Annotated in this window: 28 protein-coding genes; 2 read left to right on the plus strand and 26 right to left on the minus strand. The window is 37.9% G+C overall.

Annotation, left to right across the window (positions count from 1 at the left end):
• Nucleotides 1-53 precede the first annotated feature (53 nt).
• The 3 genes from KFZ58_RS09885 to KFZ58_RS09895 form a co-directional block, all read right to left on the minus strand.
• Nucleotides 54-935: a superoxide dismutase gene (locus KFZ58_RS09885; protein WP_235791161.1), complete on the minus strand. Its 882-nt coding sequence runs from the start codon at nucleotides 933-935 to the stop codon at nucleotides 54-56.
• A 701-nt stretch (nucleotides 936-1636) separates the two neighbouring features.
• Nucleotides 1637-2212 carry an SMC-Scp complex subunit ScpB gene (gene scpB / locus KFZ58_RS09890; RefSeq protein ID WP_235791162.1) on the minus strand — a complete coding sequence of 192 codons (576 nt, stop codon included), beginning with the start codon at nucleotides 2210-2212 and terminating at the stop codon, nucleotides 1637-1639.
• A 2-nt stretch (nucleotides 2213-2214) separates the two neighbouring features.
• Nucleotides 2215-2952: a segregation/condensation protein A gene (locus KFZ58_RS09895; protein ID WP_235791163.1), complete on the minus strand. Its 738-nt coding sequence runs from the start codon at nucleotides 2950-2952 to the stop codon at nucleotides 2215-2217.
• Nucleotides 2953-3097: 145 nt separating this feature from the next.
• Between KFZ58_RS09895 and KFZ58_RS09900 the strand changes: the two genes are divergently transcribed.
• Nucleotides 3098-3181, plus strand: a complete 84-nt coding sequence (locus KFZ58_RS09900; protein WP_235794719.1) for a YjcZ family sporulation protein — start codon at nucleotides 3098-3100, stop codon at nucleotides 3179-3181.
• A 93-nt stretch (nucleotides 3182-3274) separates the two neighbouring features.
• Here the strand turns inward: KFZ58_RS09900 and KFZ58_RS09905 are convergent, their stop codons facing one another.
• The 21 genes from KFZ58_RS09905 to KFZ58_RS10005 all read right to left on the minus strand — a co-directional run bounded on the left by KFZ58_RS09905 (nucleotide 3275) and on the right by KFZ58_RS10005 (nucleotide 21614).
• The gene (locus tag KFZ58_RS09905; RefSeq protein WP_235791164.1) at nucleotides 3275-3652 is read right to left on the minus strand and encodes a GNAT family N-acetyltransferase; all 378 of its coding nucleotides are present in this window, start codon (nucleotides 3650-3652) and stop codon (nucleotides 3275-3277) included.
• A gap of 211 nt (nucleotides 3653-3863) precedes the next feature.
• Nucleotides 3864-4340, minus strand: a complete 477-nt coding sequence (locus KFZ58_RS09910; protein ID WP_235791165.1) for a site-2 protease family protein — start codon at nucleotides 4338-4340, stop codon at nucleotides 3864-3866.
• A 46-nt stretch (nucleotides 4341-4386) separates the two neighbouring features.
• Nucleotides 4387-4824, minus strand: coding sequence for a peptidylprolyl isomerase (locus KFZ58_RS09915; RefSeq protein ID WP_235791166.1), 438 nt, complete (start codon nucleotides 4822-4824; stop codon nucleotides 4387-4389).
• Between the two features lie 77 nt (nucleotides 4825-4901).
• Entirely contained in the window at nucleotides 4902-6212 is a 1311-nt protein-coding gene (gene lysA / locus KFZ58_RS09920; RefSeq protein ID WP_235791167.1) for a diaminopimelate decarboxylase, read from the minus strand.
• An 82-nt stretch (nucleotides 6213-6294) separates the two neighbouring features.
• Complete coding sequence (locus KFZ58_RS09925) at nucleotides 6295-7776, minus strand: spore germination protein (protein WP_235791168.1); 1482 nt, start codon at nucleotides 7774-7776, stop codon at nucleotides 6295-6297.
• 26 nt (nucleotides 7777-7802) lie between these two features.
• A complete protein-coding gene (locus tag KFZ58_RS09930) occupies nucleotides 7803-8231 on the minus strand; it encodes a stage V sporulation protein AB (protein ID WP_235791169.1) in 429 nt (142 codons plus the stop codon).
• Nucleotides 8209-8826: a stage V sporulation protein AA gene (locus KFZ58_RS09935; RefSeq protein WP_235791170.1), complete on the minus strand. Its 618-nt coding sequence runs from the start codon at nucleotides 8824-8826 to the stop codon at nucleotides 8209-8211. Before KFZ58_RS09935 ends, KFZ58_RS09930 begins: the two co-directional genes overlap by 23 nt.
• Before the next feature lie 90 nt (nucleotides 8827-8916).
• Nucleotides 8917-9672 (minus strand): RNA polymerase sporulation sigma factor SigF, encoded by a 756-nt coding sequence (sigF, locus tag KFZ58_RS09940; RefSeq protein WP_235791171.1) that lies wholly within the window; start codon nucleotides 9670-9672, stop codon nucleotides 8917-8919.
• Nucleotides 9673-9682: 10 nt separating this feature from the next.
• Nucleotides 9683-10123: an anti-sigma F factor gene (gene spoIIAB / locus KFZ58_RS09945; protein ID WP_235791172.1), complete on the minus strand. Its 441-nt coding sequence runs from the start codon at nucleotides 10121-10123 to the stop codon at nucleotides 9683-9685.
• Nucleotides 10120-10473, minus strand: coding sequence for an anti-sigma F factor antagonist (spoIIAA, locus tag KFZ58_RS09950; RefSeq protein ID WP_235791173.1), 354 nt, complete (start codon nucleotides 10471-10473; stop codon nucleotides 10120-10122). Before spoIIAA ends, spoIIAB begins: the two co-directional genes overlap by 4 nt.
• Nucleotides 10474-10580: 107 nt before the next feature.
• Nucleotides 10581-11765: a D-alanyl-D-alanine carboxypeptidase family protein gene (locus KFZ58_RS09955; RefSeq protein ID WP_235791174.1), complete on the minus strand. Its 1185-nt coding sequence runs from the start codon at nucleotides 11763-11765 to the stop codon at nucleotides 10581-10583.
• A gap of 103 nt (nucleotides 11766-11868) precedes the next feature.
• On the minus strand, nucleotides 11869-13176 hold the full coding sequence (locus KFZ58_RS09960; RefSeq protein ID WP_235791175.1) for a pyrimidine-nucleoside phosphorylase: 1308 nt from the start codon (nucleotides 13174-13176) through the stop codon (nucleotides 11869-11871).
• 21 nt (nucleotides 13177-13197) lie between these two features.
• Complete coding sequence (locus KFZ58_RS09965) at nucleotides 13198-14019, minus strand: purine-nucleoside phosphorylase (RefSeq protein WP_235791176.1); 822 nt, start codon at nucleotides 14017-14019, stop codon at nucleotides 13198-13200.
• A 602-nt stretch (nucleotides 14020-14621) separates the two neighbouring features.
• Nucleotides 14622-15797, minus strand: a complete 1176-nt coding sequence (gene deoB, locus KFZ58_RS09970; protein ID WP_235791177.1) for a phosphopentomutase — start codon at nucleotides 15795-15797, stop codon at nucleotides 14622-14624.
• Nucleotides 15798-15889: 92 nt separating this feature from the next.
• Entirely contained in the window at nucleotides 15890-16783 is an 894-nt protein-coding gene (gene xerD, locus KFZ58_RS09975; protein ID WP_235791178.1) for a site-specific tyrosine recombinase XerD, read from the minus strand.
• A gap of 5 nt (nucleotides 16784-16788) precedes the next feature.
• Entirely contained in the window at nucleotides 16789-16995 is a 207-nt protein-coding gene (locus KFZ58_RS09980; RefSeq protein ID WP_235791179.1) for a YqzK family protein, read from the minus strand.
• 214 nt (nucleotides 16996-17209) lie between these two features.
• Entirely contained in the window at nucleotides 17210-17665 is a 456-nt protein-coding gene (gene fur / locus KFZ58_RS09985) for a ferric iron uptake transcriptional regulator (protein WP_235791180.1), read from the minus strand.
• A gap of 108 nt (nucleotides 17666-17773) precedes the next feature.
• Nucleotides 17774-18412, minus strand: a complete 639-nt coding sequence (gene spoIIM, locus KFZ58_RS09990) for a stage II sporulation protein M (protein ID WP_235791181.1) — start codon at nucleotides 18410-18412, stop codon at nucleotides 17774-17776.
• 99 nt (nucleotides 18413-18511) lie between these two features.
• Complete coding sequence (locus tag KFZ58_RS09995; RefSeq protein ID WP_235791182.1) at nucleotides 18512-19708, minus strand: endonuclease Q family protein; 1197 nt, start codon at nucleotides 19706-19708, stop codon at nucleotides 18512-18514.
• A gap of 310 nt (nucleotides 19709-20018) precedes the next feature.
• Complete coding sequence (locus KFZ58_RS10000) at nucleotides 20019-20897, minus strand: 3D domain-containing protein (protein ID WP_235791183.1); 879 nt, start codon at nucleotides 20895-20897, stop codon at nucleotides 20019-20021.
• 165 nt (nucleotides 20898-21062) lie between these two features.
• On the minus strand, nucleotides 21063-21614 hold the full coding sequence (locus KFZ58_RS10005) for an NUDIX hydrolase (RefSeq protein WP_235794720.1): 552 nt from the start codon (nucleotides 21612-21614) through the stop codon (nucleotides 21063-21065).
• A gap of 110 nt (nucleotides 21615-21724) precedes the next feature.
• On the opposite strand from KFZ58_RS10005, the gene KFZ58_RS10010 reads away from it, so the two are divergent.
• On the plus strand, nucleotides 21725-22645 hold the full coding sequence (locus KFZ58_RS10010; RefSeq protein ID WP_235791184.1) for an aldo/keto reductase: 921 nt from the start codon (nucleotides 21725-21727) through the stop codon (nucleotides 22643-22645).
• A gap of 134 nt (nucleotides 22646-22779) precedes the next feature.
• On the opposite strand, the gene KFZ58_RS10015 is transcribed toward KFZ58_RS10010, so the two are convergent.
• Nucleotides 22780-23574, minus strand: coding sequence for an SDR family NAD(P)-dependent oxidoreductase (locus KFZ58_RS10015; protein WP_235791185.1), 795 nt, complete (start codon nucleotides 23572-23574; stop codon nucleotides 22780-22782).
• Between the two features lie 54 nt (nucleotides 23575-23628).
• On the minus strand, nucleotides 23629-25257 hold the full coding sequence (locus tag KFZ58_RS10020) for a M20/M25/M40 family metallo-hydrolase (RefSeq protein ID WP_235791186.1): 1629 nt from the start codon (nucleotides 25255-25257) through the stop codon (nucleotides 23629-23631).
• Nucleotides 25258-25275: the final 18 nt, after the last annotated feature.

Here is a 25275-nt window from a genome sequence, read left to right on the forward strand (position 1 = left end):
GATATAAAGTGATATGAATAAAATATGCCTGCAGGAGACCAGCTATTAAACAATTAATACAAATGCCATTTCACCTTTCTAGCCTCTACATATCGACGATTTACATCCTCCCAGTTCACAACATTCCACCAATTTTTTATATACGTTTCCTTATCTGTTTTATACTGAAGATAATATGCATGCTCCCACATATCAAGTACCAGTAAAGGAATAGAATCTGCTAGATGAAATAACTGATGTTTTTCAAGTGATTGCACCGCAAGCCTTCCACTTCTTGGTGACCATAGTAATACGGCCCAACCAACACCTTCAACAGAAGCTGCTACATCTGAAAATAGTTCCTTAAAATTACTCCATGATCCAAAGTCTTCCTCGATACGTCTTTGTATTTCTCCAGATGGCTTTCTATTCGAGTTAGGTGTCATATTATTCCAAAAAATGGTATGCAAATGATGTCCAGAGCCATTAAAAGCTTGTGCTCTCAACCAATGTTTGATGATATTATTATCCTTATCTTTTGTATATAATTCCATTTCTGCCTTGTTTAAACCGTCAACATAAGATTTGTGGTGCTCATCATGATGTAAGCGCATGATTTCTTCACTAATGTATGGTTCAAGCGCATCATACCTATAAGGTAATGGTGGTAACTGACGTTTGCCATAAGCGACGGATGATGATTCCTGTTTCTTTTTTTCCTTATGTTTCATATCAAAAGCGATTCGTTCGCCTTCCTCTTGTAATAATGCAATATCTTCATTTGAGATATCGTTGTTTCTGTTCAATTTACTTTCCATATCTAACTGCCAATTTTCTATTTGTTCTCTCCATTTTGTTACGTCTGTTGTATCAGCACTAGCGTCACTCAAAGTAGCCTTTGTATGATCTCCCCATTCTATAAGTTTTTGTAAATGCGATTTTTTATCATTATCCATATAATCACCCCGCAGTAGCCTATGCAGTGATTGAAAAACTTGTGTGCTTCAAATGTTTTGATAAGTTCTTTCGTAAGTTTTGTTGCGCTTCATCCTAATTGATTTAAACTGCGACATAATTACTATTTGCTATAATCGCCGTTCGGGTCAGCGAAGGGCGGATGCGCATCCTTAGGGCACGGCCTCAGCCTCCTTGCCCCGGCAAGGGGGTATGCCGACGTTGTCCGTAAAGGACGGTTTTAGTCGGCCTTCCTTAGAATAGTCCTGCGGGCTCTTCGGACACGTGCTGGGACTGCGCGTAAATGCTCGTCCCACCGAAGACATTTGTTCAAAGCAGGAGTCACCGCCCTTCACTGACCCTAACTGGTGAAGTGGTTCTATATTTTGAATTGATTACTAATGCAATTTAGCGGTAGGAAACGGGATATTAGCGGAGGAAACACATGAAGACTCTTGCGGGAGGAAAGGCATAGGTGAGACTCCGCAGTGCGCCAGCACAAGGAGCCTCACCAGCCGCCCGCGGAAGCGAAATGTGTTTCCGGAGCGGTTCCCTCCTCTCGACCAGTGTTTGCAAAAGAATTGTCACTGTTTCGCAGTCTAATATATTTGTGTCAAAAACAAAAATTTTTTTAGAAAACAGCCTTCCATAAAAAATCCTTGTATTGACTAATCAGTCAACACAAGGATTTTTATTCCCACTTTCATTCATCTTCAAATCGTTCAAAAAAAAGATCCGCTTCCTGTTCTATGTCCTCTGTATCTGCATTTTCCGGTAAGGCTGGCAATTCATCCAGTGAGGTTAAACCAAAGTAGGTTAAAAAATCCTTGCTTGTACCAAATAATATCGGTCTGCCTATACCGTCCCTGCGCCCAACCTCTTCTATTAATAGCCTTGAAAGAAGCGTTTGTACAGGACGATCGCTCTTTACTCCTCTGATTTCTTCAATCTCTGTTCTGGTTACAGGCTGTTGGTAGGCAATTATGGCAAGTGTCTCAAGGGCTGCTTGAGACATTCTAGTTGTCTGTGGAGTTTCCAGTAATTTTTTATGGTAACTGCTATGTTCGGGTATTGTAGTCAGGTGAAAAATGTGATTTGACTGCATGATCATGATCCCACGTTCTGTATGTTCGTAATCGTACTTTAGTTCTTCCAGTATATTTTCAACAGATGCTTGCGTAATTTCCAGTATTTTAGCTAATTGTTTTATCGTGATTCCCTCATCACCACTTACAAATAATAAACCTTCTACAATTCCCTTTAATTTACTCGCTTCCACGTTTATTCCTCCATATAAAACACATGTATTGCTTCCAAGTGCTGTGTTTGCCTACAATACACGTCATTCTTCTTCATCAATTCCAGTAATGCCATAAAGGTAACGACGATATGTGTTCGTGATTTATACGAAAATAATTCATCAAATACGATCCCATGTTTTGCTTGTTTTACAAGCTGCAGTACTTCTTCCATTTTCTGCTCAATAGTAATTTGAGCCTGTTTTATTTTTGTATCCAATGGTTCATTCCATTTCCTGCGTTCCACGACTTTCCCTAAGGCGTCAAGCATATCATACACAGAAATATCACCTTGTTCCACTATTCGCTCACTGGTGTCCACATCGTCAAACACAACTGCTGGTCTGGTAAAAATGTGATGTGCATCTATTTCTTTTTCTTTTAATTTTCCTGCAGCCTCTTTGTATTTTCTGTACTCAATTAACCGCTGCATTAATTCTTCTCTCGGATCCTCCATGTACTCATCTGAATCGTCGATTGTCTCAATTGTTGGTAATAACATTTGACTTTTAATAGCGACCAGTGTTGAAGCCATTACAAGATATTCACTGGCGATATTTAATTCCAGGTGCTGGAATGTGTGAATATAATTCATGTATTGATCCGTGATTTGAGCCATTGGGATGTCATATATATCTATCTCATATTGATTAATTAAATGTAATAATAAATCAAGCGGCCCTTCAAATGCATCTAATTTTACGTGATAAGCTTGATTCATAGATAAGCTTCCCTTCTTTAAAATGAAAATTGCAAGTGTTGTCATAAACGCCTATACAGGATGAGTGTTTCTATCATAGATTATTAACGTAAGATAAATATTACCACAAAACATTTATGTAAAGAAGAAAAAGGAGGATTTCATTATGAGTGGTCATTATGGCGGAGGGTTCGCGTTAATTGTAGTACTGTTTATTCTTCTCATTATCGTAGGTGCTGCATGGATGTAAGAATCCAATCACTTTTATTTAACTGAAAAAATAATACAACAGATTTTCATAAAAAAGCCAGCTCCTTTGAATGAAAAGGAGCTGGCTTTTCTTTTAATCCTGTTCGTCCTGTTTCTCGGATTCATCACATTTATTGTGAAATTGCTGTATTTCATCGTTTGCTGATACAGCATATTTAGGTTGATAAAGTCGGTGCAACTCATTAATCATCTTCTTGCCAATTCCAATATTGCGATGTGAAGGATTCACAGAAACGTGTTGGATAACGGCATTAATTTCATCTTCAATTCTTAATCCAACCGCACCTAATACATCCTCCTCTTCTTTCCACAAAAAAAGATGCCAGTCCGGATTTGTTTCGTATTCCTTAATTGTTTGCTGCAATTTTTTTACGTCTTTTTTCTCTTCCGGCATAAAAGATAGTAAACCCATTGCAATCTTTTCCATATTTTTTTTATAACGAATTAACATAGATACCCCTCATTAACAAAATAACGGATCATTATTTTACATAACGCCATATCCCTAAGGCAATTAATACCTATTTATAACCATTACCATTGTTATACCATGGCTTTTTACTTTTGTATATACATTCTGCATAATTACACGTATTTATCTAGTCATATTCTAACCACATTTCTCTAAAACAGCATTAACACGATAAGTTAAAATCATACTACTATTTATGTTTAAATTTGAAAGGTGTGTTTTTTTTCGAAATGGTTTGAAGGATTAGATACCCATCTGAACGCCTCTCTTTGATTTTGAATGGAATACTATTTACAAAAGCAAGCCATATATTAAATAAAAAAAGTAATTGCAGATAGTCATTCGGGTACATGACATACAGTATATAAAAAAGAAGAGCAAAAAGGGCATTAGTTATCGGGCCGACTATGGTAATCCATACAATTTCCCACGATTTATAAGGGACTGCTCTTTCACTCTTCGCTAAGCCTCCTAAAAAGAAAATAGCATGAAAGATGATTTGAACTTTGGCAAAGATAACTGTGTTAATTCTTTTTCCTAGACCAATTGACAATGTTATCTGATCCGCACCCACTGTTCGGGCTGCCGCAGCGTGCCCGGCTTCATGTAATAGACTGCTAAGTGGTGCCACTATAAATACAAGGTATAGTAATAAGTAAATATCCATAAACAACTTCCTCAGAAGACCCCAGTATATCGAAAAGCGCTACGAATTATTCTCCAGTCACCTTCATCTCTTTCATTACATCCCCGTTTTTCATTGCTTTCGCATATTCAATACCTGACGTAACTTGTCCAAACACAGTATGAACACCATTTAGATGCGGCTGCTCTTCATGAACGATAAAGAATTGAGAGCTTCCAGTATCCTTCCCAGCATGTGCCATTGATAACGATCCCTCTACATGTTTATGAGGATTTCCTTCTGTTTCACATTTAATGGTATAGCCCGCATTACCTGTCCCATTCCCGTTCGGACATCCACCTTGACTGACGAAACCATCTATTACTCTATGAAAAGTTAATCCATCGTAAAAATTACTATTTGCTAATCTTTCAAAATTATCTACTGTATTTGGTGCTTCATTTGGGTAAAGCTCAAATTCAATTTTATTACCATTTTCCATTATGATATATCCTTTTTTATCCATGCTTACATCCCCTTTAATAGTATATAAACCTTTTCCATTTTATCATTCATTTTAGTAAAAGAAAATATTTACGTCGATCATTCGTAATAAGATAAGTCGTTTTTGACAACATCCACGTAAGTTTCTCTTCGAACAACGAGTTTGTCCTGTCCATCTTCCACGAATACTACTGCGGCTTTTGGAAAGCGATTATAGTGATTAGCCATAGAATATCCATACGCCCCTGTGGAAAACACTGCAAGTATGTCTCCATCATCCACATTAGGTACAGGCAAATCCCAAATTAGCATATCACCGGATTCGCAACATTTTCCGGCAATAGAAGCTGTATTATCTGGCGTATGATTGACTTTATTTGCTACTACTGCTTCATATTCTGCTCCATATAAGGCAGGGCGCAAATTATCCGTCATGCCGCCATCAACAGAAATATAGTGACGGACGCCAGGTATATGTTTCATTGCCCCAACTGTATATAAAGTTATACCTGCGTTTCCTGCAATTGACCGACCTGGCTCAATCCATATTTCGGGCATGTGTATACCTAAATCTTCCGAATGGCTTTGAACGGTCTCTACAAGATCTTCAACATACGTGGTTAAAGGTATGGGTGAATCTTTTTCTGTATAGCGGATTCCAAAACCTCCACCAAGGTTTAAAACCTCCGGTACATACCCCACGTCATCATTCCACTTCTTAATATTTTCAAATAAAACTTTCGTTGCCATCAAAAACCGTTCTGTCTCAAAAATTTGTGAACCGATATGGCAATGTAATCCTTTAAAACGAATGGATTCGTGACGATGCAAGAGATGAAACGCTTCATCTGCTTGTCCATTTTTCAAGTTGAAACCGAACTTTGAATCTTCATTTCCTGTCATAATATACTGATGTGTTTTGGATTCAATACCAGGGGTAACCCGCATCAATACATCTACTTTTTTATTGTGTTTTTGAAGTAAGCTACTAATCAATTCTATTTCAAGAAAATTATCAACGACAATACAGCCAATATCATGGGTGATCGCCATCTCTAATTCGCTTAAACTTTTATTATTTCCGTGCAAATGTATTCTTTCTGTTGGAAAATCCGCCTGTAATGCTGTATATAATTCACCTTCTGAAACGACATCCAAACATAGTCCTTCTTCTTTCACGACCTCAAGCATCGCGATAGAAGAAAAAGCTTTGCTTGCATAGGCTACTTTCGCTTTTATATCTAAATCACGAAATGTGTTTACAAAAGCTCTGCAGTTGTCCCTAATCATGGAAACATCGTAAACATATAACGGTGTTCCGTATTTTTCTGCTAGTTCAATGGTGTCCATACCACCGACCTGAAGATGTCCGTCTTGATTTGTTTGGAATGGGTGATTATCTATTATCATAATTTTCCTCCATTGTTTACAATTAAAGTTAAGAAAAACTTTACCATATTAAATTAAAAATGAAAAGAGCTAACCATTATGATTAGCTCTTTTTCAAAGGTTGCCTATAATTATTCTTTGGATGAACAATACTCGGTCTTTTGTTCGAATATGGAACTGGAAGGCGAAATAGGACATATAACATGCCTTCTGCATTAAATGGAATAAATGGCCATAAATAAGGGGTTTTCAGTGACCTTAAACGCACTAAAATTAATAAATGTATGACAAACCCAATCATAAAGCCTATTAATCCAAAGAGCCCTGTTAAAATGACTAAAATTACATTTACGATTTGATTGGCTATGCTTAATTCGTAGCTTGGCGTCACATAAGAACCTACAGCGCTTATAGACACATATAAAATAACTTCAGGAGTAAAAAGCCCTACATCAATCGCAATTTGCCCAATTAAAACGGCTGCAATCAGTCCCATTGAAGTTGCAATCGCAGTCGGTGTATGGATGGCCGCGAGCCGCAAGAATTCCATCCCGATAAGTCCTAAGATTATCTGGATGGCTATAGGAACATTTCCCACGTCAGTTGGTCCTATAAATGTTAACCCTTGAGGAAGCAACGTTGGTTCAAGGCTAAATAACAGCCATAATGGCAAGAGATACATCGAAGCAAATACGGCTAAAAATCGTACCATTCTAACAACGGTTCCGATAACAGGAGCTTGTCGAAATTCCTCGGCATGTTGCAGGTGATCAAAAAACGTAGTAGGCAGAATAATGGTACTTGGAGAAGTATCAACGATAATCTGCACATGACCTTCAAATATGTGATTAGCTGCAACATCCGGCCTTTCAGTATATCTCACTAAAGGAAATGGAGATGTTTTTCGCTCCATAATAAACTCTTCTAACGCTTTATCTGCCATTGTCATCCCATCAACTTCAATGCCTTTAATCTTTTCTTTTATGTTTCTGACAAGGCCATCATCTGCTACGTCTTGCAAATAGCTAACACATACATCCGTTTTGGAGCGTTCACCAACCCTTACCATTTCAAGACGAAGTCTGGGATCACGTATTCTTCTTCTTGTCAGGCCTGCATTTTCAATTATATTTTCGGTATATCCATCTCTCGAACCTCTAATCACCCGTTCTGTGTCAGGTTCTTGCGGCGCTCTTCCAGGGTAATTACGTACATCAACGATAAAGGCATATTTCATCCCATCAACAAAAATGCTAATCAATCCCGATAGCATTTGATCCACTGCTTCGTCCATAGTCTCTACCTGTTCGAACTGGTGATGTACAAGACGATTTTTAACAATTTCCGGAGTCTTCTTCGTATTACTCTCAAAATCATTAATTTCAACAAGCTCTTTTATTAATACCTGCACAACAGAGGAATGGACTAATCCGTTTGAATAATACAACTGTACGTTCCTTTTTAACACACTGATTTCCCGAAAACCAAGGTCGAATGAAGCATCAACCCCAACCCTCTCCTTCATATATGCTTCATTATCACGTAATTTTGCGGAAATTGGACTTTTATTGTTTGTTTTGTTCATGTATATCCTCCATTCTTAGGAAAGTATTACGTAACGAAATACATCCACTGAAATAATGATCCGGCGATTTTGCCAAAAACAAAAGCCATGAGTAACCACAGGATATATTTCTCTATCCCAATTCTTTTAGATATAATTGGGAACACATTTAACATTTCCGTTAGCGCAGCTGCAAGCATTCCATTAAATATGCCCTGAAATATACCCCAAAGCATTAATACAATAATTGGTTGATTCCATGTCAGATTTGTAAAAGACAAGTAGGTTCCAAATAATGTACCCAGAATCACACATGCTGCGTAAACTTTTAGTAATTTTTCGGTTTTCGTTAGTTGAATTAATCTCGGAATGATTCCAAGGACAGTTAAAAAGGCAACAAATCCGCCCCCAACAGCAAGACCTCCAGCAAACCCGATAATGATCTGAATGAAATTAAGTAGGAGGCTTAGTATCATTTAGTTTATTTTCATGATGATTGACATAATTATCAAGGTCTTGCTGGTAGTTATATATCTCTACTTCAAGTGGGCTTGGCTCTTCATTAAATCGTTTATTAAACCAGTGGTTAAAAAATAACAACATTCCTATTCCCAGACCAAAAGAGTACGGAATTTGAATCCATAGTGGATAGTCATTGTTCTCGCCTGTAAGTAAATAATGTAGTCTTTGCTGAACCTCTTGCATACTGACATCATAATGGAAATTCATAATCGTCATTGCGGCGCCTATAAACAAAAGGAGCCAGACACAGGATACGAGTACGATAGATGGGGATTTCTTACTTTTATTAATCCGAATAATGGTTTGTGTTGGACCTATAAGCTGAAATTCCAAATCATCGTATACGTTATTTAAATGATCTATGATTATAAAGCTGTCAATAATTACAATGTTTTTATCCTTTTTCGTAATCCGATAAATAGGTGTATATTCCAGTTTCCGCTTTTTGGGTGAAGAAGTGGATATATATGCGATATCTTTTAGCTGAACCTGTTGCATAACGGATAATTCTATACTTTTTTTTAAACGTAAATAAACGATTTCCGCCATGTAGCTATCATCCTCTGCGTGTCGATAAAAATAGTATTTGCCAGAAGTCCAATTTTTATCATAAAAAAATCACCACAAGCTGTGGTGATTTTATAAATCCATATTTATTCTCATATCCTGTAATATCTTTTTTTCTAAACGGGAAACTTGCACTTGTGATATACCAAGTCTATCAGCAACCTCTGTCTGTGTTTGGTCTTTATAATAGCGCAGGTACACAATTAATCGTTCTCGTTCATTTAGCCCTCTGATCGCTTCCTGCAATGAGAGTTTATCAAACCAATTTGTGTCCTGATCAGCTATCTGGTCTAGTAAGGTAATGGGGTCTCCATCATTTTCAAATACTGTTTCATGAATAGAATGTGGAGACTTGGATGCTTCCTGTGCATGTACTACTTCTTCTGCTGAAATCTCAAGTGCATTAGCGATTTCATTTACAGTCGGCGATCTTCCATACAGTTTCGTTAATTCATCCTTCTTTTTACGGATTTTATTCCCGATCTCCTTTAAAGATCGACTCACTTTCACACTGCCGTCATCCCTGATAAAGCGTTGGATTTCTCCAATTATCATTGGCACAGCATACGTAGAAAAACGAACATCATAAGATAGATCAAATTTATCAATTGATTTAATTAACCCGATACTGCCGATTTGAAATAAATCGTCAGGATCATACCCCCTATTAATAAATCGTTGCACAACAGACCACACAAGACGTATATTTTTTTCTACCAGTACGTTTCTTGCCTCTTTGTCACCTTGCTGACTCTTATAAATATAATCTTTCACCTGTTCATCCGTTAGTGCCTCTTTACGACTATTGTTTTTAACATTAACATCCATAGGCAAAACCCTACTTACTAACCGTTTTACTATTCATTAATTGCTTTGTCATGTTAACGGTTGTACCTTCTCCAGGATGTGATATGACCTCCACCGTATCCATAAAGTTCTCAATGATGGTGAATCCCATTCCGGATCTTTCCAGTTCAGGTTTAGATGTATATAATGGTTGCAAGGCTTCATCAACATCACCAATTCCTATTCCATTATCTTTTATCGTTAGTTCAATTTCTCCTTCCAATAACTGACAAGAAATAGAAATGGTATGATGCGCTTCGTTGTTATACCCATGAATAATGGAATTCGTTACCGCTTCAGAGACAACCGTTTTAATTTCTGTTAACTCTTCCATTGTTGGATCCAACTGGGTGATAAATGCACCGACTGTTACTCTTGCAAATGATTCATTCTGGCTAACACTGGAAAATTCCAAAAACATTTCATTTTTCATGATGCCACCCCCAACGTTTCTAAAGCGAATGCTTCATTCTCCTCTAAACGAACAATTTTAAACAAGCCTGACATTTCGAATAAACGCTTGACAGGTGGTGAAATGGAACATACGACCATTTCTCCACCAATCTGCAGCACTTCTTTATATCGACCAAGTACTACTCCCAGCCCGGAGGAGTCCATAAATGTCATGGATTCCAAATTTAATATCACATGCTTCACATCATTCTCTTGCATCATGTTCTTCCATTTATCCCGTAATGCTTCTGCCTCGTGATGGTCTAACTCGCCGGATAGCCTTACGATTAATACATCTTGTTTAATATCAAATAATGAATTTAGACCCATTTAACTTCCTCCTTCAAAAAACCATGTTACACTATTTTTCTTGATGAAGTGGGTAAATTCCTGCCTTACGACAAAAGTAGAAGGTAATCGACGAAATTAGAAGTAATTTATTCTGATTTCGCTATTTCCTGCAGCGATCTTTTTAAAAACGTGAAATAGGAGGCCTTTTCAATGTCTCTATCTACAACTAAAGGCGTTTTAGATAGGATTTCGCCTTCATTTTCCACGGTTAAAGTTCCTACTTGATCTCCTTTTTCTAATGGAAGTTCTATCGTCTCATTAAGATCCACCTTTGTGATCAGATTCTCTGTAGATTCTCCTTTTGGATGAATAGTACTTATGGATTGAGATGCTACAATATTTATATCTTTATTTTCTGCTTTTAAAAGTTCCATGTTTGTTATCGTCTGATCTTTATCAAATAACTTTTTCGTGTCAAACTGATTAAACGCATAATCAAGCATTTGGGTAACATCCGCATTTCTCTCTTTTGGTGTTTCTGCTCCAAGTACTACTGCAACGACACGCATGTCATCTTTTTTTGCTGTTGCAGTTAAACAATATTTTGCATCATTCGTAAATCCGGTTTTTAATCCGTCCACTCCATTATAGAAACGAACCAATTTGTTCGTATTTACTAACCAAAATTCATTCTCTTCCCCTTTTCTTAAATAATCTTCATAAATAGATGTATAATCTGTTATCGTTTCGTATTTTAATAACTCCTTGGCTATTATTGCCATATCATGGGCTGTACTGTAATGGTCATCTGCTGGTAATCCAGTGGTGTTTTGAAAATGCGTGTTTTCCAAATCCAGTTCTTTTACTTTTTCATTCATTTGTTCAACAAAAGCATCCTCACTGCCTGCAATTCGTTCTGCAAGTGCTACACTAGCATCATTTCCGGATGCAACTGCTACCCCTTTTAGTAGTTCTTCGACAGACATTTCCTCACCGGCTTCAAGAAATATTTGTGACCCTCCCATGGAAGCAGCTCGCTCACTGACACGTATCACTTCATCATATTCTAAATCCCCTTGATCCAACGCTTCCATAATTAACAGCAGTGTCATGACTTTGGTCATACTGGCTGGCGGAAGCTGTTCATGGGCATTTTTATCAAAGAGTAATTTCCCTGTATCACGTTCAATTAATATAGCCGATTTTGAATTTGGTGCAAGGCTTAATGTATCATCAGCGTTTTCATTATTTTCTTCTTCTGCAAAAACTGGAATACTTGTAGTAAACACCATCAAAAATATAATACTGACAATTAAAGCACACTTTTTCATTGTTATACCTCCAGCAATTTATATAATTTTAGGATTGCCATCATCAGTATTTTTTATACCGCCATTAATGAAAAAAGCACACTGAAATGTGTGCTTTTTCACCTCAATATTTTGTTATTGTATCATGTACTAACTTCGGGATTTTAACTGCTGCATTCGAAATAGAAATGCTTGCATATAGTTTTTCTTTCACGTCTTCCACGTCTTGACGGCTGGAGTGTATCGTTAGTAAAGACTCCCCTTCTTTTACGTCGTCACCTATTTTCTTATGGAGAACAATACCCACAGCTAGATCAATTTCTGAATCTTTGGTAGCTCTTCCTGCACCAAGCATCATCGCGGCTGTACCAATATCATCTGCGATAATTTTTTCAACTGTTCCTGATTGTTTGGATAACAATTCAATTTTATGATCGGCTTGTGGTAATAACTCAGGGGAATCGGCAACATTTGCTTCTCCACCTTGTGAGGCAAGGAAAATTTTAAATTGTTCGAACGCTTTTCCATTCATGAGGTTCTCTTTTAAGCTGACTCTTGCTTCCTCTAAACTGTTCGCTTTATTCGCTAATACAACCATCTGGCTGCCTAATGTCAGACACAATTCGGTTAAATCCTCAGGTCCTTTTCCTTGTAATGTCTCAATTGCCTCTTTTACTTCCAGCGCGTTTCCGATGGCATTACCGAGCGGTTGACTCATATCAGAAATAACTGCCATTGTGTTTCTTCCAACCTGATTTCCGATTGAAACCATAGCGCCTGCAAGTTCTTTGGCCTCATTGATATCTTTCATAAAGGCGCCTGCTCCGGTTTTTACATCCAATACAATCGCGTCCGCTCCTGATGCGATCTTTTTACTCATAATCGAACTGGCGATTAATGGAATCGAATTAACGGTAGCTGTCACATCCCGTAATCCGTATATTTTTTTGTCAGCAGGTGTTAAATTACCGGATTGACCAACAACTGCGACTTTATTTTTATTGACAAGATCAATGAATTCACTATTGGTAATTTCTGCATGAAAGCCGGGAACTGCTTCGAGCTTATCAATCGTTCCACCTGTGTGCCCAAGTCCTCGCCCGCTCATTTTAGCGATTGCTACACCCAGTGAGGCTACCATTGGCGCTAGGATTAATGTTGTTGTATCGCCAACACCACCAGTGGAATGTTTATCTACTTTTATACCGGAAATAGCAGAAAGATCGATCTTATCTCCGGATTCAACCATTGCTGTCGTTAAATTAGCACGTTCTTCTTCTGTCATATCCTGAAAGTAAATGGCCATTAATAGAGCACTCGCCTGATAATCCGGTATATCATCATTTGTATATCCATCAATAAAAAATTGTATCTCTTCTTTTGTTAATGGCTGTCCGTCTCTCTTTTTTTCGATGACATCATATATTCGCATTGTGCCCCTCCTTTTTACCATTTAACTTGGTAGTATACTGATTATTTTTTTAACAAATTGTAAAAAGTCCTGTCTAACTTTTTCCGTGGTTTCAATTACCTCTGTATGGGTTAGCGGTTGATCCAATATACCTGCTGCCATATTGGAAATACAGGATATGCCTAGTACACGTAAACCTGCATGACCAGCCGCCATAACTTCCGGCACTGTAGACATGCCTACTGCATCTCCACCAAGCGTTCGAAGCATCTTAATCTCTGCTGGTGTTTCGTAAGTCGGCCCTGTATTGCCAACATATACACCCTTCTGCACTTCAATTCCAAGCTCATTGGCAGCTGCCTGGGCCCGATGTATATATTCTTTATCATATACTTGTGACATATCAGGAAAGCGAACACCTAATTCATCGTTATTCTTACCGATCAAGGGGTTTCCTCCCATATTATTGATATGATCTGTTATTATCATTAAATCACCAGGATCAAAGCCAACATTTATACCACCAGCTGCGTTTGTCACGATTATTGAGTCGATTCCCAGTTGTTTCATAACGCGAACCGGAAATGTTACCTGTTGCATGGAATAACCTTCATAATAATGGAACCTTCCTTGCATTGCTAGTACCTGTTTCCCCTCGAGCGTTCCAATTACTAGTTGTCCCTTATGTCCGGCTACTGTTGATACAGGAAAATGTGGAATATCGTTATATGGAATGATTACCGGGTTGTCAATTTCTTCTCCTAACACACCAAGTCCTGATCCTAAAATTAATCCGATTGTCGGTTTATCGGATATCTTTTTCTGTATATATTCGCTTGCTTCGTTGATCGCATTTTGATCCATTGCAGTTCATCTCCTTAGTTATAACTTTACATTTATTGATTGCCTTATTATAAGCCATCGTTCTTAAAAGTTTGGGACTGCACCAAAGGTTCGTCCCACCGAAAGCATTTGTTGTTTTTGACACAAAAGATATAGAGTGCGACATTATGTGCAATACTCGTCTCCATCCGGGATCGTTCCGGGCAGTCGCGGACCTTAGGGCACGGCCTCAGCCTCCTCGAGAAAACCCACTCTGCGGGGTCTTCGGACACGTGCTGGGCCTGCGCGTAAATGCTCGTCCCACCGAAGACATTTGTTCTGAGCAGGAGTCGACTACCCTCCACTCACCCGGACTAGTGGTAGCAACGAACCTGTATCGTTTATTACACGATTAATATCTAGTAAGCCAATGCTAGCGGAGGAAATACACGGAGACCCCTTTGGGAGCTAAAGGCTGGTGAGACCCGCAGAGCGGAGCTCGAGGAGGCTCAGGCAGCCGCCCACGGAAAGCGTAGTGTATTTCCGTAGCGGGTGTAAATACATCAACCATCATTTCCTGCTATGTGGTAGTCTACACCAGATGTGAAGATTTAAAAGCAACAATACTTACGAAAAGAGCGTTTTTAAATTTTATCTAAAAAGCTCTTACCGTTTTGCGGCATGGTAACATTAAAGTTGTCCGCTATGGTTGCACCAATATCCGCAAACGTTTCCCTTAATGGCAATTCCTTTCCTTCTGTAATATCTGAATGGTAAATGATCAATGGTACATATTCGCGTGTATGATCTGTTCCATGATGAACAGGATCATTTCCGTGGTCTGCAGTAATAATTAACAAATCATCTTCTTTAAGTTGACCAAACACTTCCGGCAGTCTTGCATCATAAGCTTCCAAGGCTTTCCCATAACCTTCAGGGTCCCGGCGATGTCCATATTTTGCATCAAAATCAACCAAATTTAAAAAGCTGAGACCTGTAAAATCTTTACCCATTGACGCCACAAGTTTTGTCATACCATCTTCATTGTCCGTTGTACGAATTGCCTCTGTCACACCTTCACCATCATAAATATCATCGATCTTGCCTAATGCAATCACATCAATGTCTGCATCTTTTAGCTCATTCATTACCGTCCGTCCGAATGGTTTTAAGGCGTAATCATGCCGGTTTGACGTACGTTGAAAAGCCCCTGGCTCCCCTACAAAAGGACGAGCAATGACGCGTCCTACCATATATTTCTCATCCAATGTGAGCTCGCGTGCAATTTCGCAAATTTGATATTGCTCCTTAAGAGGTACAACATCTTCATGTGCTGCAATTTGAAGTACGGAATCAGCAGATGTATAGACGATTAGAGAACCAGTGTCCATATGTTCCCTGCCGAGTTCTTCTAAAATCGCGGTACCGGAAGCAGGTTTATTTCCAATAATTTTTCTGCCCGTTTTTTCTTCTAATTCATTTATTAATTCAGGGGGAAACCCATCAGGAAATGTGCGAAATGGCTGCTCGATATAGAGACCCATAATCTCCCAGTGACCTGTCATTGTATCTTTGCCATTTGAGGCTTCCTGCATTTTCGTAAAATGCGCTTTTGGAGCATCTGCTGCCCCTATTCCTTGTATTTCTCTAATATTACTAAGACCCAATTCACCCATATTGGGCATATGCAAACCATTCATATGTTTGGCAATATGTCCTAGTGTGTCCGCACCTTTGTCGTTAAATTTTTCTGCATCTGGAGCTTCCCCGATTCCAACAGAATCCATCACAATTAAAAAAACGCGTTTAAAATTTGACATTTACATTACCTCCTATAGTTATATTCCCAATTTATCTCTTATGTATGTCTCAAAAAATAAGTTGTATGATGTCAGACCTCTATACTTAAAAATTATGCCCTAGGATGATATGTCTTATATATATCTGTTAATCTAGCTTTTGTCACATGTGTATAAATTTGTGTCGTTGAAATATCTTCATGTCCCAGCATTTCTTGTACAATACGTAAATCTGCGCCATTTTCCAACAAATGTGTAGCAAAGGAATGCCGCAGTGTATGTGGTGTTATTCTCTTATTTATACCTGCCTCTTTCGCAGCCGTTTTAAGTATTTTCCAAAATCCTTGCCGGGATAAGGGTCTACCATGTTGATTCACAAATAAAACGTTGTCGTCTAACTGTCGTTTTACTAAGACCCCTCTTGCACGATTTATGTATTCCTCCACAGCCTTTTTTGCAACATTACCAAGGGGAACAATTCTTTCTTTGTCACCTTTACCAATACACTGGACAAAACCCATTGTCAGATGAAGATCGCTGACTTTTAATGTTATTAATTCACTCACACGCAATCCGGTCGCATAAAGTAATTCAAGCATTGCTTTATTTCTTATCTTCAAGGGAGAATTTCCGTTGATGATAAGTAATGATTCAACATCCTTTACAGATAAAACATCAGGCAGTTTTCTCTCCTTTTTAGGCGTTTCAATATGTAAACTAGCATCTTGATTTACAATTTGTTCGCGAATTAAAAACTGATGAAATGAACGGATAGATGCAATATGACGTGAAATCGTTGCAGAAGATCTCCCACTATCCTTTAACATGTACAAAAAACCACTGATATCTCCTCGACTCACGGTGTCCCATTCCGACTTCAGTGTGACACGCTCGATATAATGCTTATAATTTGTTAGATCACGTTTATAGGACTTCAGTGTATTATCAGATAAACCTTTTTCTACTTGGAGAAAGTGAAAAAAATCCTCAAAAGCATACTTCAGCATATTCCTTACTCCCCTAATCGAAAAAATAAATTCAATCGATCGATAAAGCTCTGATCTTCATTAAATACTTTTACAGCCGGCCCTTCCGGTGGATCGTACCTGTGATAATCTTCATATTCCGCATGCATTGTTCGCAAACCAAAATAAAATAATAACGTACAGGCGATAAATAATACAAAAACCTTGCATGTATCCCAAACGATTCGTTTCATATGGCATGTCCCTTCTTTTAAAAATCAAATCCTATTAAAAGATATGCCATAAAAGATTAACATTATACATACAAGTTGAAATAAAGTAGAGTAAAGAAAAAATTCTACAAATCAAATGTACCCTTTTTGCATTCAATTGTAAATTACCGTATACAATTTTTTTAGAAAGTAAAAAGCCTTTATTCCTGTGGAAAAAGGCAGATTCATGTTCGTATTATGTCGCTTTAACTGTTACTTCCTGGCATTGTTTACAAATACCATGAAACGTTAGGCGATGATCCTTCACTTGGAATCCCCAATCATTTTGAACAATTTGCTCAACATCTTCTAATAGATCATCAATAATCTCCTCAACAGAACCACATTCTGTACAAACCAGGTGATGATGAAAATGTTTGGCACCTTCCTTACGAAGATCATAAGAAGAGACGCCATCACCAAAATTAATTTTATCAACAATTTTTAATTCCGAGAGTAAGTCAAGTGTGCGGTAAACAGTCGCTAAGCCAATTTCAGGTGCAATTTCTTTTACAAGTAAGTAAATTTCTTCGGCACTTAAATGGTCTTCTTCTCTTTCCAGCAATATACGGACGATTGCCTCTCGTTGTGGAGTAAGCTTATAGCTCTGTGCATGGAGCTGTTTTTTAATTCCTTCAATTCGATGTTCCATGGCAAGTTAACCTCCCTCATCTCCCATCTTTATTATATGCACCAATGAAGTCTGTGTCAAAATATTTTATATCACTTTGTATTAATAATAATTATAATCTAAGTTTCATTATTGGTAAAATGATTCGATCAATGATTCCATCGCTTCATTAGCAACATAAGCCTCTAAAAGGGCAGCAATAAAGGAAATCGCCAGTAATATGGAAAAAATCATAACATACCTGCCAAATGGCTGGAAAACGGGTTGCGAAATTTTCCGGGTGAATAGCTTACTTAATAAAGTCAATGAGAATATCATCGATAAACTTCCAGCAATAATATATACTGGTATGATAAGAATATTTTGTGGTGCGATGGATAAAGCAGCCAAAAAAAGTCCCGTTGTACCAAGTTGGTTAACAATAAAACCGACAGAAAATCCGACGACCAACCCTTTAATAAACAATAAAATCCAAACTAATGGAAGACCAATAACAGATAGCCCCAAAAGGAATAAAAGTAATAAATATTTAGCATGGTACGAAAAACTGCTTTTTAATATTTGTCCATTTTCAACCTGCTGGTTATCTGTAATTTGACTAAAAAAACGTTCTAAATAAAAAAATAAATCTTGTTTCTGGACAAAATTCATGCTATTAACAATAATTGCCCCAAAAATTATCCCTGTTAGAAATAAAATAATCATGAATAGATAGATCGTTGAATGCTCTTTTACGTGGTTCATGATTAGTGCCCTATTTTTGTACATCGGAATCCTCCATTCGAATGATGTATCTATCATTAAAACTATGAAGAACTCCGTACAAAAATACCAAATTAACTATCTTTTTTATTTTATTATTGCATATTATGATGAAGTTATGCTGCCGTATCTACCTCCCCCGCCTGCTTTTATAGCTAATTTACCTTCTCGCATTTGGATAATTGACTCTGCTAGTTTTTCCGGAACAACTGCTTTTAATTGCTCTAATGTTGCGTAATGTATGACGTTCATTTCCGTATCAAAGTGATACAATAACTTCTCAAATGTCTTTTTTCCCAGTGATGGCAAGTATTCCAATGGAACCTGGTATAAATAAGGAGTTCGTTTCTCTAGATTTCCATTTGTATTTTTCAGTTCCTGAATTCGATCAAACACTCCTTTTATTATTTTCTTGGAACCGCAATTCCTGCACACGATAGCGTCTGGCGTTAACGGTTCTAAACAGTTGCTGCAGACAGTGGTATGGTATTTTCCTAACTGGGGATTCATGCCGAAATTTTTTCTTATTCCTCTATCGTTTACTTGATGTAATGACAGGTAAAATTCTTTAAACGAGGGCTCTTTCATGCCTATTTCCTGATATTCACGTGCTATTTTGGCTAATGAATGTGCATCAGAGTTGGAAACAAATGTGTAGTCATGCAGCTCTTTTATTTGGTCGGCCATTTGTGTGTCTGAACTTAACCCAAGTTCGATCCCATCAATGAGATCCGAATCGAATACTTCATGCAATGAGTTTTTCACACCCTTACCGTATAAACTCTTAAAAGGAGTGAATACATGAGCAGGAATAAAGATACCCTCTAATTCCTTTACTTTATATTGCAGTTCTTTAGCTGTTCCATAATATCTCTGAGAGCTAAGTGTTATATTCTTCATTTTTGTTGTTAACCATTCCGAAAAAAATTCAATTTTATCCAGGCTGGGAAAATAACACAGCACATGAATAGGTCCCCTACACTGTTCGTCATAGACCTCAATTTCTGACCCTAATAGCAAGGTGACTTTTTCAAAACGTACACCGCCATCAGCCAACTCATAGGCCTCACCTGCTTCAATCAGCCTTTTTATCTCCTGCTGGACAGCCGGAGCATGGCTATCGATCACACCAATCATGTCGATGCCTTTATTACGACTGGATTCCTTTAAAATATTGGTCAATGTTAAACGCTTTGCACCAGTTATTTTAACAGGATTATCGTACATATCCCTACCAATATGAATATGCATATCGGCGAAATAGGTTTTATTATTTTCTATAGTCCCTATATTCTCAGACATTATAGTATTTTTATTCAACATCTTTCACCTCTATTTAAATCTGCCCATAGATATAATAGGCTCTTTTCGTCAGTATTGTTGCTTTTAATTCTTCGCAGTTGATATAAAAGACGACATTACGTGCAACAAATGTTTTCGGTGGGACGAACCTTTGGCGCAGTCCAAATCTTTTAGAAAACTGCTAAATAAAAAAATGCTACAACATTATCGTTGTAGTTTAGAAACATCCTTTTAAATATATCACAGACAAAGCTCTGTTCACAGAAATAAATAAAGGGAAGCATCTCGTAAGATGCTTCCCTGCTATGCTTCACTGCAGAATGGTAATATCGACTGTCTTTCTTCCCCAGCTATATGCTTCATCTTTCGTTGGAACATGCACATCTATTTTATGTCCATTAATGCTTCCGCCGACATCGGATGCAACAGCATAGCCATAACCTTCCACATAGACTTCTGTTCCAAGTGGAATAACGTTTGGATCAACGGCAATCACTTTTGCGTATGGATCTTCATTCAAGTTCTTTCCGGTTGCAGTAATCCCAGAACATCCATCGCAGCCTGCAGTATATGCTGTAGCTTCTACGGAAAGTGTTTTGCCACTCGGCTGTTGTTCTTCTTCCTCTTCTTTTGGTTCAGGTTTTGCTTCGGCTTGTTGTGTATTATTTTCATCTTCTTTCGATTCAGCCTTTACTTCGGCCTCTTGTGTATTATTTTTCTCTTCTTTTGGTTCAGCCTTTGCTTTAGCTTGCTGTGTGTTATTTTCAGTTGCACCTGCTTCGATATCAGCTGTTTCTTCGGATGCATTTAATCGCGCTTGTTCCTCGGCATCCGCTTCGTTTACGGCCAATTGCTGCCCGGTAATGATCAGATCGGAAGAAAGATTATTCCATGTTTTAAGATCATTTACTGATATCTCATGATCGCGGCTGATTGCGAGAAGGGTATCCCCTTTTTCCACATCATAATATTCAATCTGCTTTTCCTCAAGTTTTAGTTCCTGTTTAGGATAAATCATAGAGTCGCTTAATCCATTTATATTCATCAATACTTCCACGTTTGTATTATTTTCGTTTGCTATATCCCAAAGCGTATCTCCCTTTTTCACTTCATAATCTGCTGCTGATACACTCATGGCAGAAATACCTGCAATAATCAACCCTGCTAATACGGCTACTAACTTTTTCATTATGTAGTCCCCCTTATAATTATTGACAAGGTCATCGTACCATAGCAAGGACACTTCTGCGGTTACAGCTCATTTAAGAGTACATGTCATAGATTACAATTAGAATATATTCGCATTAATTGGTTCTATTTGCTCAATCTCCCGCATATAATGTATGAGGGGATTCTATGTCCTGCTCGCCTCCAGTGCATGAAGGTAAAGAATCGCATAGTTCGTTTTTGCGTCATGTATACGTTCCTCTTCTACGTATTGCTTCGCTTCATCCAGTGATAATTCTACTATTTCAACAAATTCATCATCATCGCCATTAACTATCTCTTCTACAAGTTCGAGTTGATCGGTTATATAGATGTACATAAGTTCATCTGCAAATCCTGGTGAGGTATAAAAAGAAGTAACAAAGGAAAGTTCATTTGTTGTATAGCCCGTTTCTTCTTCCAATTCACGAACTGCAGTTATTTCTGGGCTCTCCCCTTCTTCTAATTTACCTGCTGGAATTTCGATGAGTGACTTTTCCAATGGCTTCCGATATTGCTCTACAAAAACAATTTTATTATCTTTTGTAAGTGCAATAACCGCTACGGCGCCTGGATGCTTGATAATTTCTCGTTTGGCGTTTTCTCCATTTGGTAATGTAACATCATCGACCTGCAATTGAACCACTTTTCCACTATATATTTCATCCGTCTTAATCGTTTTTTCTTCAAATTTTTTCACTGTTATCACCTTACCTTTCAACATGCTAACACCCATTTTAGCATAAAATATTAGAATCCAACCTCGAATTGATTGTACAATAGAATAAGAAACAAAATTGGAGGTTGAGTATGAAGAAAAATCAATTAGGAAAATCAGATATTTATGTCTCTGAATTAACGCTCGGCTGCATGTCCCTGGGACCAAACACAAAAGAAGCAACAGAAATTATCAATCAGGCTCTGGATGCTGGCATCAACCATTTGGATACGGCTGATTTATACGACTTTGGTGAAAATGAAAAAATCGTTGGTGAAGCAATTAAAGGAAAACGCGATAAACTGATACTAACAACCAAAGTTGGCAATCATTTTAATAAGGAAAAAAATAACTGGTTCTGGGATCCATCAAAAGAACATATAAAAAACGGCTTAAAGGATAGCCTTTATCGAATGCATTTAGACTATGTCGACTTTTATATGCTTCACGGTGGGACCATTGACGATCCGATTAGCGAATCGATTGAGGCATTTGAAGAATTAAAAGCAGAAGGACTCATACGTGCATATGGAATCTCTTCTATAAGACCAAATGTGATTCAAGAATATGTAAATCGTTCCAGTATTGATGCTGTTATGATGCAATATAGCATGTTGGATAGAAGGCCTGAGGAAGAACTGTTAGATTTATTACATGAAAATCGTATTAGTGTTCTTGCACGCGGTCCGTTGGCAAAAGGCATGTTAAGTAATCAAGCAGCGAAACAAATAGAAGAAAAAGGACAAGATGGCTTTTTAGACTATACGTATGATGAACTTAATGAAATCCATCAGAATCTCATAAAAATTGTCCCTAAGGAATCTACGCTAAATATAAGCGCACTACAATATGTCCTGAAGCACCCGGCTGTAGCGAGTGCTGTATTTGGAGCGAGTTCCAAAGAGCAAGTTAAAGAAAATGTAAACATGAATCATTCTAAAGCGTTATCGGACGAAACGTATAAGGCATTACAAGCCATAACAAAACCGATTACCTATACAAACCATCGTTAAATGTGAAGTAGCTTATTTCATTACTACCATCGAAATAAACATGAAAAAGGTGGCAGAAAAAGAGAAAAATTATCCCTAATTCAATGCCACCTTATCTTGTTTAAAAACGATTATAGTCAAAAGAAGATTGAATTTCATTTCTTATTAAATTGTCTTTTCAAAACACGTTCTAGCAAACCCGGAAAAAGCTGATATATTTTGCCCCCGAGTTCCATCCAATATGGCAGATTGATTTCACGTTTTGTGGTGAATAAATGCTGGACGACTTTTTTAGCAACCCTATCCGGATCCAGCATATAACGTTCAACACTTCTTTGATAGGTTCCTTCAGGATCTGCTTGAGCGAAGAAGTTCGTTCGTACCGGCCCTAGATTGACCGCGGTGACGTTTATCTTTGTACCGGTCATCTCTTGTCTTAGTGCATTGGTGAATCCAAGCACAGCATGTTTTGTTGAAGCATAAACAGCTGACTTTGGTGTGGAAATTTTAGCAGCCTGTGAAGCAATGTTGATGATATGACCTTCCTGATATTGTGAAAAATGTACAAGTGTTCGTTTAGTCATGTTGATTAATGCAAATACATTTAATTGATACATATGATCTACATCTTGCCACGTTATATCTTTTACATAAGCGAATTTTCCAACACCAGCATTATTAATTAATCCATGAATTTGTTTATGGTCCAGCAATATATCATTCATGACAGCATTTAATTCCGTTTCATTTTGTAAATCGACTTGATAAATAAAGCTCACGGCTCGTAATTCCTGTTCAAGCAGCTGTTGTTGCTTTTCCAATTTATCAATAGAGCGTGCAAGCATAATCGGAATACCACCATTTTCAGCTATATACCAGGCAATTCTTTCACCGATCCCACTCGAGGCACCGGTGATCAGTATTTTCTTATTTTTCAGTCTATATCGCATAATAATAGCACACCATCTTCTGTTGTTTTATCATTAAGCTAAAAGCCACCTTATCTATTCTTTTTTCTCTAGGAGCTGATGAATAGCTTCTGTGATAATCGCTGGCAGGTAATCAAAGCTGTAGGTTAGCTCAAGCCGCTCGGTCCATTGGTGTGGGTCTTTTCCAAATGGTCCAATATTTAAAATAGGCATCGTTAATTGTTCCATAACATCCTCCGGAAAGATAAACCCATTATTCTGCAAGGGCATGTTTGTTGTTAATTGCTGTAATTTACTATTCGATGATGCAGGTCCGATAAAGCTTAGATCAGACAGACCAGTGAAGAACTCCGATACCGTTAAGTCAATATCATGGTTTCTTTTTGTATATTTCTTTACATAATCCATGACATTTTTAACCAACGGATCATCATGTGATGAAACAGCCGGATAGAACGGTGGGCTATAAAATAAGACGATCATTGGTGACAACTCCTTGCACATCGATGCTAAATCCTGAACGAGCAATGTGGAAAAATCACGATCCCCTTGTTCCCGCTGGCTAACGAGTAAATTTTGTCTGCGTGTTATTTCTTCTTTCCCATACCGTTTGACAGCCTCAGCATACAACTCTTCGTACATCAGCACATTTATCGTTGAGTCAGGCATAGAAAAGTCAGAGGCAATCTCAGCGAATCTGGCCGCTTTTTGTGACATATATCCTTCGATTTCTCGAGCGGCCCTGTCGGCGCCCTGTAATAATTTTTCATTAATTTCTTCAAAAGGCTGTTTTAAATACAATACATTGTACATAGCGATAGCGGCATGTGGTGTCTGCACCGAATATTCCTCTTTTAGGTCGCGCTGCATTAAGCTTACTGGTGGGGGAGTTACCTCATCATCTATCCTTTCAATAAACGACTCATTTAATTCAATCTGCTGTGATAAGAAACTGAGCATCAAATTCGGGTTTATTCCGGCAAAGGGCTCTCCAACATGTGATTCTTTCCCATAGCAATAAAACCCTGGTAATACTTTTCCTATTGAACCAGTATACATATATTTAGCGGGGTCTCCTGGGTATTTAGTAAACATTGGTTCTCCGTTCATACAAGCATTAAACGTTAAATTTTCACTCTTTTGCAATTGTCTTAAAACAGGTAAGGCAGTAAGCATCCCTTGAGAATTTACCTCTTCATCCGGTACAGTAAGTAATAATATATTCCCGTCAAACTCCCCGGCGATGGCTTTTTCAAGCATTGATAGATGCAATGCGAGACCAGCTTTCATATCCATCGTTCCCCTGCCAAATAGCCAATCACCGTCTTCTAATTCGGTACGCACGGCTTCAGGTAGATCGTTCCTGATTTGTTCCATTTCTTTTGTCAATTCCCTTGGGTGAAAGGCAAGGTTTTCTAATGAGCCATAATCCTCTACTCCTACGACATCAAAATGGCTTAAGAGAATAACTGTTTCTTTTCTATTAGATTTTCCTTTTACTAATGCTGTTAAAAGATGTCTGCCATCGTTTAATGGATGTAAATTTAAATACGTGGGGTTTGTTTGAAAATACGTTTTTTGGGCTAATAAGTGATAGAGATACTCAGGCAAAGCAATTTCTGCTGTACTGCCTGTAATACTTTGCTGATTAACGAGAGAGCTTAATAAATTCGTAAGTTCTTCTTTCGTTTGCCAGTTTTGCACATGAATTCCTCCTATGTA

The organism is Virgibacillus sp. NKC19-16 (assembly GCF_021560035.1).
Taxonomy (GTDB): Bacteria; Bacillota; Bacilli; order Bacillales; family Amphibacillaceae; genus Virgibacillus_L; species Virgibacillus_L salidurans.

What these genes read in the sequence shown, in the direction of transcription:
- KFZ58_RS09885 (WP_235791161.1), bottom strand. Translation starts at nt 935, where the DNA reads ATGGATAATGATAAAAAATCGCATTTACAAAAACTTATAGAATGGGGA.
- KFZ58_RS09895 (WP_235791163.1), bottom strand. Translation starts at nt 2,952, where the DNA reads ATGAATCAAGCTTATCACGTAAAATTAGATGCATTTGAAGGGCCGCTT.
- KFZ58_RS09900 (WP_235794719.1), top strand. Translation starts at nt 3,098, where the DNA reads ATGAGTGGTCATTATGGCGGAGGGTTCGCGTTAATTGTAGTACTGTTT.
- KFZ58_RS09905 (WP_235791164.1), bottom strand. Translation starts at nt 3,652, where the DNA reads ATGTTAATTCGTTATAAAAAAAATATGGAAAAGATTGCAATGGGTTTA.
- KFZ58_RS09910 (WP_235791165.1), bottom strand. Translation starts at nt 4,340, where the DNA reads ATGGATATTTACTTATTACTATACCTTGTATTTATAGTGGCACCACTT.
- KFZ58_RS09915 (WP_235791166.1), bottom strand. Translation starts at nt 4,824, where the DNA reads ATGGATAAAAAAGGATATATCATAATGGAAAATGGTAATAAAATTGAA.
- lysA (WP_235791167.1), bottom strand. Translation starts at nt 6,212, where the DNA reads ATGATAATAGATAATCACCCATTCCAAACAAATCAAGACGGACATCTT.
- KFZ58_RS09925 (WP_235791168.1), bottom strand. Translation starts at nt 7,776, where the DNA reads ATGAACAAAACAAACAATAAAAGTCCAATTTCCGCAAAATTACGTGAT.
- KFZ58_RS09930 (WP_235791169.1), bottom strand. Translation starts at nt 8,231, where the DNA reads ATGATACTAAGCCTCCTACTTAATTTCATTCAGATCATTATCGGGTTT.
- KFZ58_RS09935 (WP_235791170.1), bottom strand. Translation starts at nt 8,826, where the DNA reads ATGGCGGAAATCGTTTATTTACGTTTAAAAAAAAGTATAGAATTATCC.
- sigF (WP_235791171.1), bottom strand. Translation starts at nt 9,672, where the DNA reads ATGGATGTTAATGTTAAAAACAATAGTCGTAAAGAGGCACTAACGGAT.
- spoIIAB (WP_235791172.1), bottom strand. Translation starts at nt 10,123, where the DNA reads ATGAAAAATGAAATGTTTTTGGAATTTTCCAGTGTTAGCCAGAATGAA.
- spoIIAA (WP_235791173.1), bottom strand. Translation starts at nt 10,473, where the DNA reads ATGGGTCTAAATTCATTATTTGATATTAAACAAGATGTATTAATCGTA.
- KFZ58_RS09955 (WP_235791174.1), bottom strand. Translation starts at nt 11,765, where the DNA reads ATGAAAAAGTGTGCTTTAATTGTCAGTATTATATTTTTGATGGTGTTT.
- KFZ58_RS09960 (WP_235791175.1), bottom strand. Translation starts at nt 13,176, where the DNA reads ATGCGAATATATGATGTCATCGAAAAAAAGAGAGACGGACAGCCATTA.
- KFZ58_RS09965 (WP_235791176.1), bottom strand. Translation starts at nt 14,019, where the DNA reads ATGGATCAAAATGCGATCAACGAAGCAAGCGAATATATACAGAAAAAG.
- deoB (WP_235791177.1), bottom strand. Translation starts at nt 15,797, where the DNA reads ATGTCAAATTTTAAACGCGTTTTTTTAATTGTGATGGATTCTGTTGGA.
- xerD (WP_235791178.1), bottom strand. Translation starts at nt 16,783, where the DNA reads ATGCTGAAGTATGCTTTTGAGGATTTTTTTCACTTTCTCCAAGTAGAA.
- KFZ58_RS09980 (WP_235791179.1), bottom strand. Translation starts at nt 16,995, where the DNA reads ATGAAACGAATCGTTTGGGATACATGCAAGGTTTTTGTATTATTTATC.
- fur (WP_235791180.1), bottom strand. Translation starts at nt 17,665, where the DNA reads ATGGAACATCGAATTGAAGGAATTAAAAAACAGCTCCATGCACAGAGC.
- spoIIM (WP_235791181.1), bottom strand. Translation starts at nt 18,412, where the DNA reads ATGTACAAAAATAGGGCACTAATCATGAACCACGTAAAAGAGCATTCA.
- KFZ58_RS09995 (WP_235791182.1), bottom strand. Translation starts at nt 19,708, where the DNA reads ATGTCTGAGAATATAGGGACTATAGAAAATAATAAAACCTATTTCGCC.
- KFZ58_RS10000 (WP_235791183.1), bottom strand. Translation starts at nt 20,897, where the DNA reads ATGAAAAAGTTAGTAGCCGTATTAGCAGGGTTGATTATTGCAGGTATT.
- KFZ58_RS10010 (WP_235791184.1), top strand. Translation starts at nt 21,725, where the DNA reads ATGAAGAAAAATCAATTAGGAAAATCAGATATTTATGTCTCTGAATTA.
- KFZ58_RS10015 (WP_235791185.1), bottom strand. Translation starts at nt 23,574, where the DNA reads ATGCGATATAGACTGAAAAATAAGAAAATACTGATCACCGGTGCCTCG.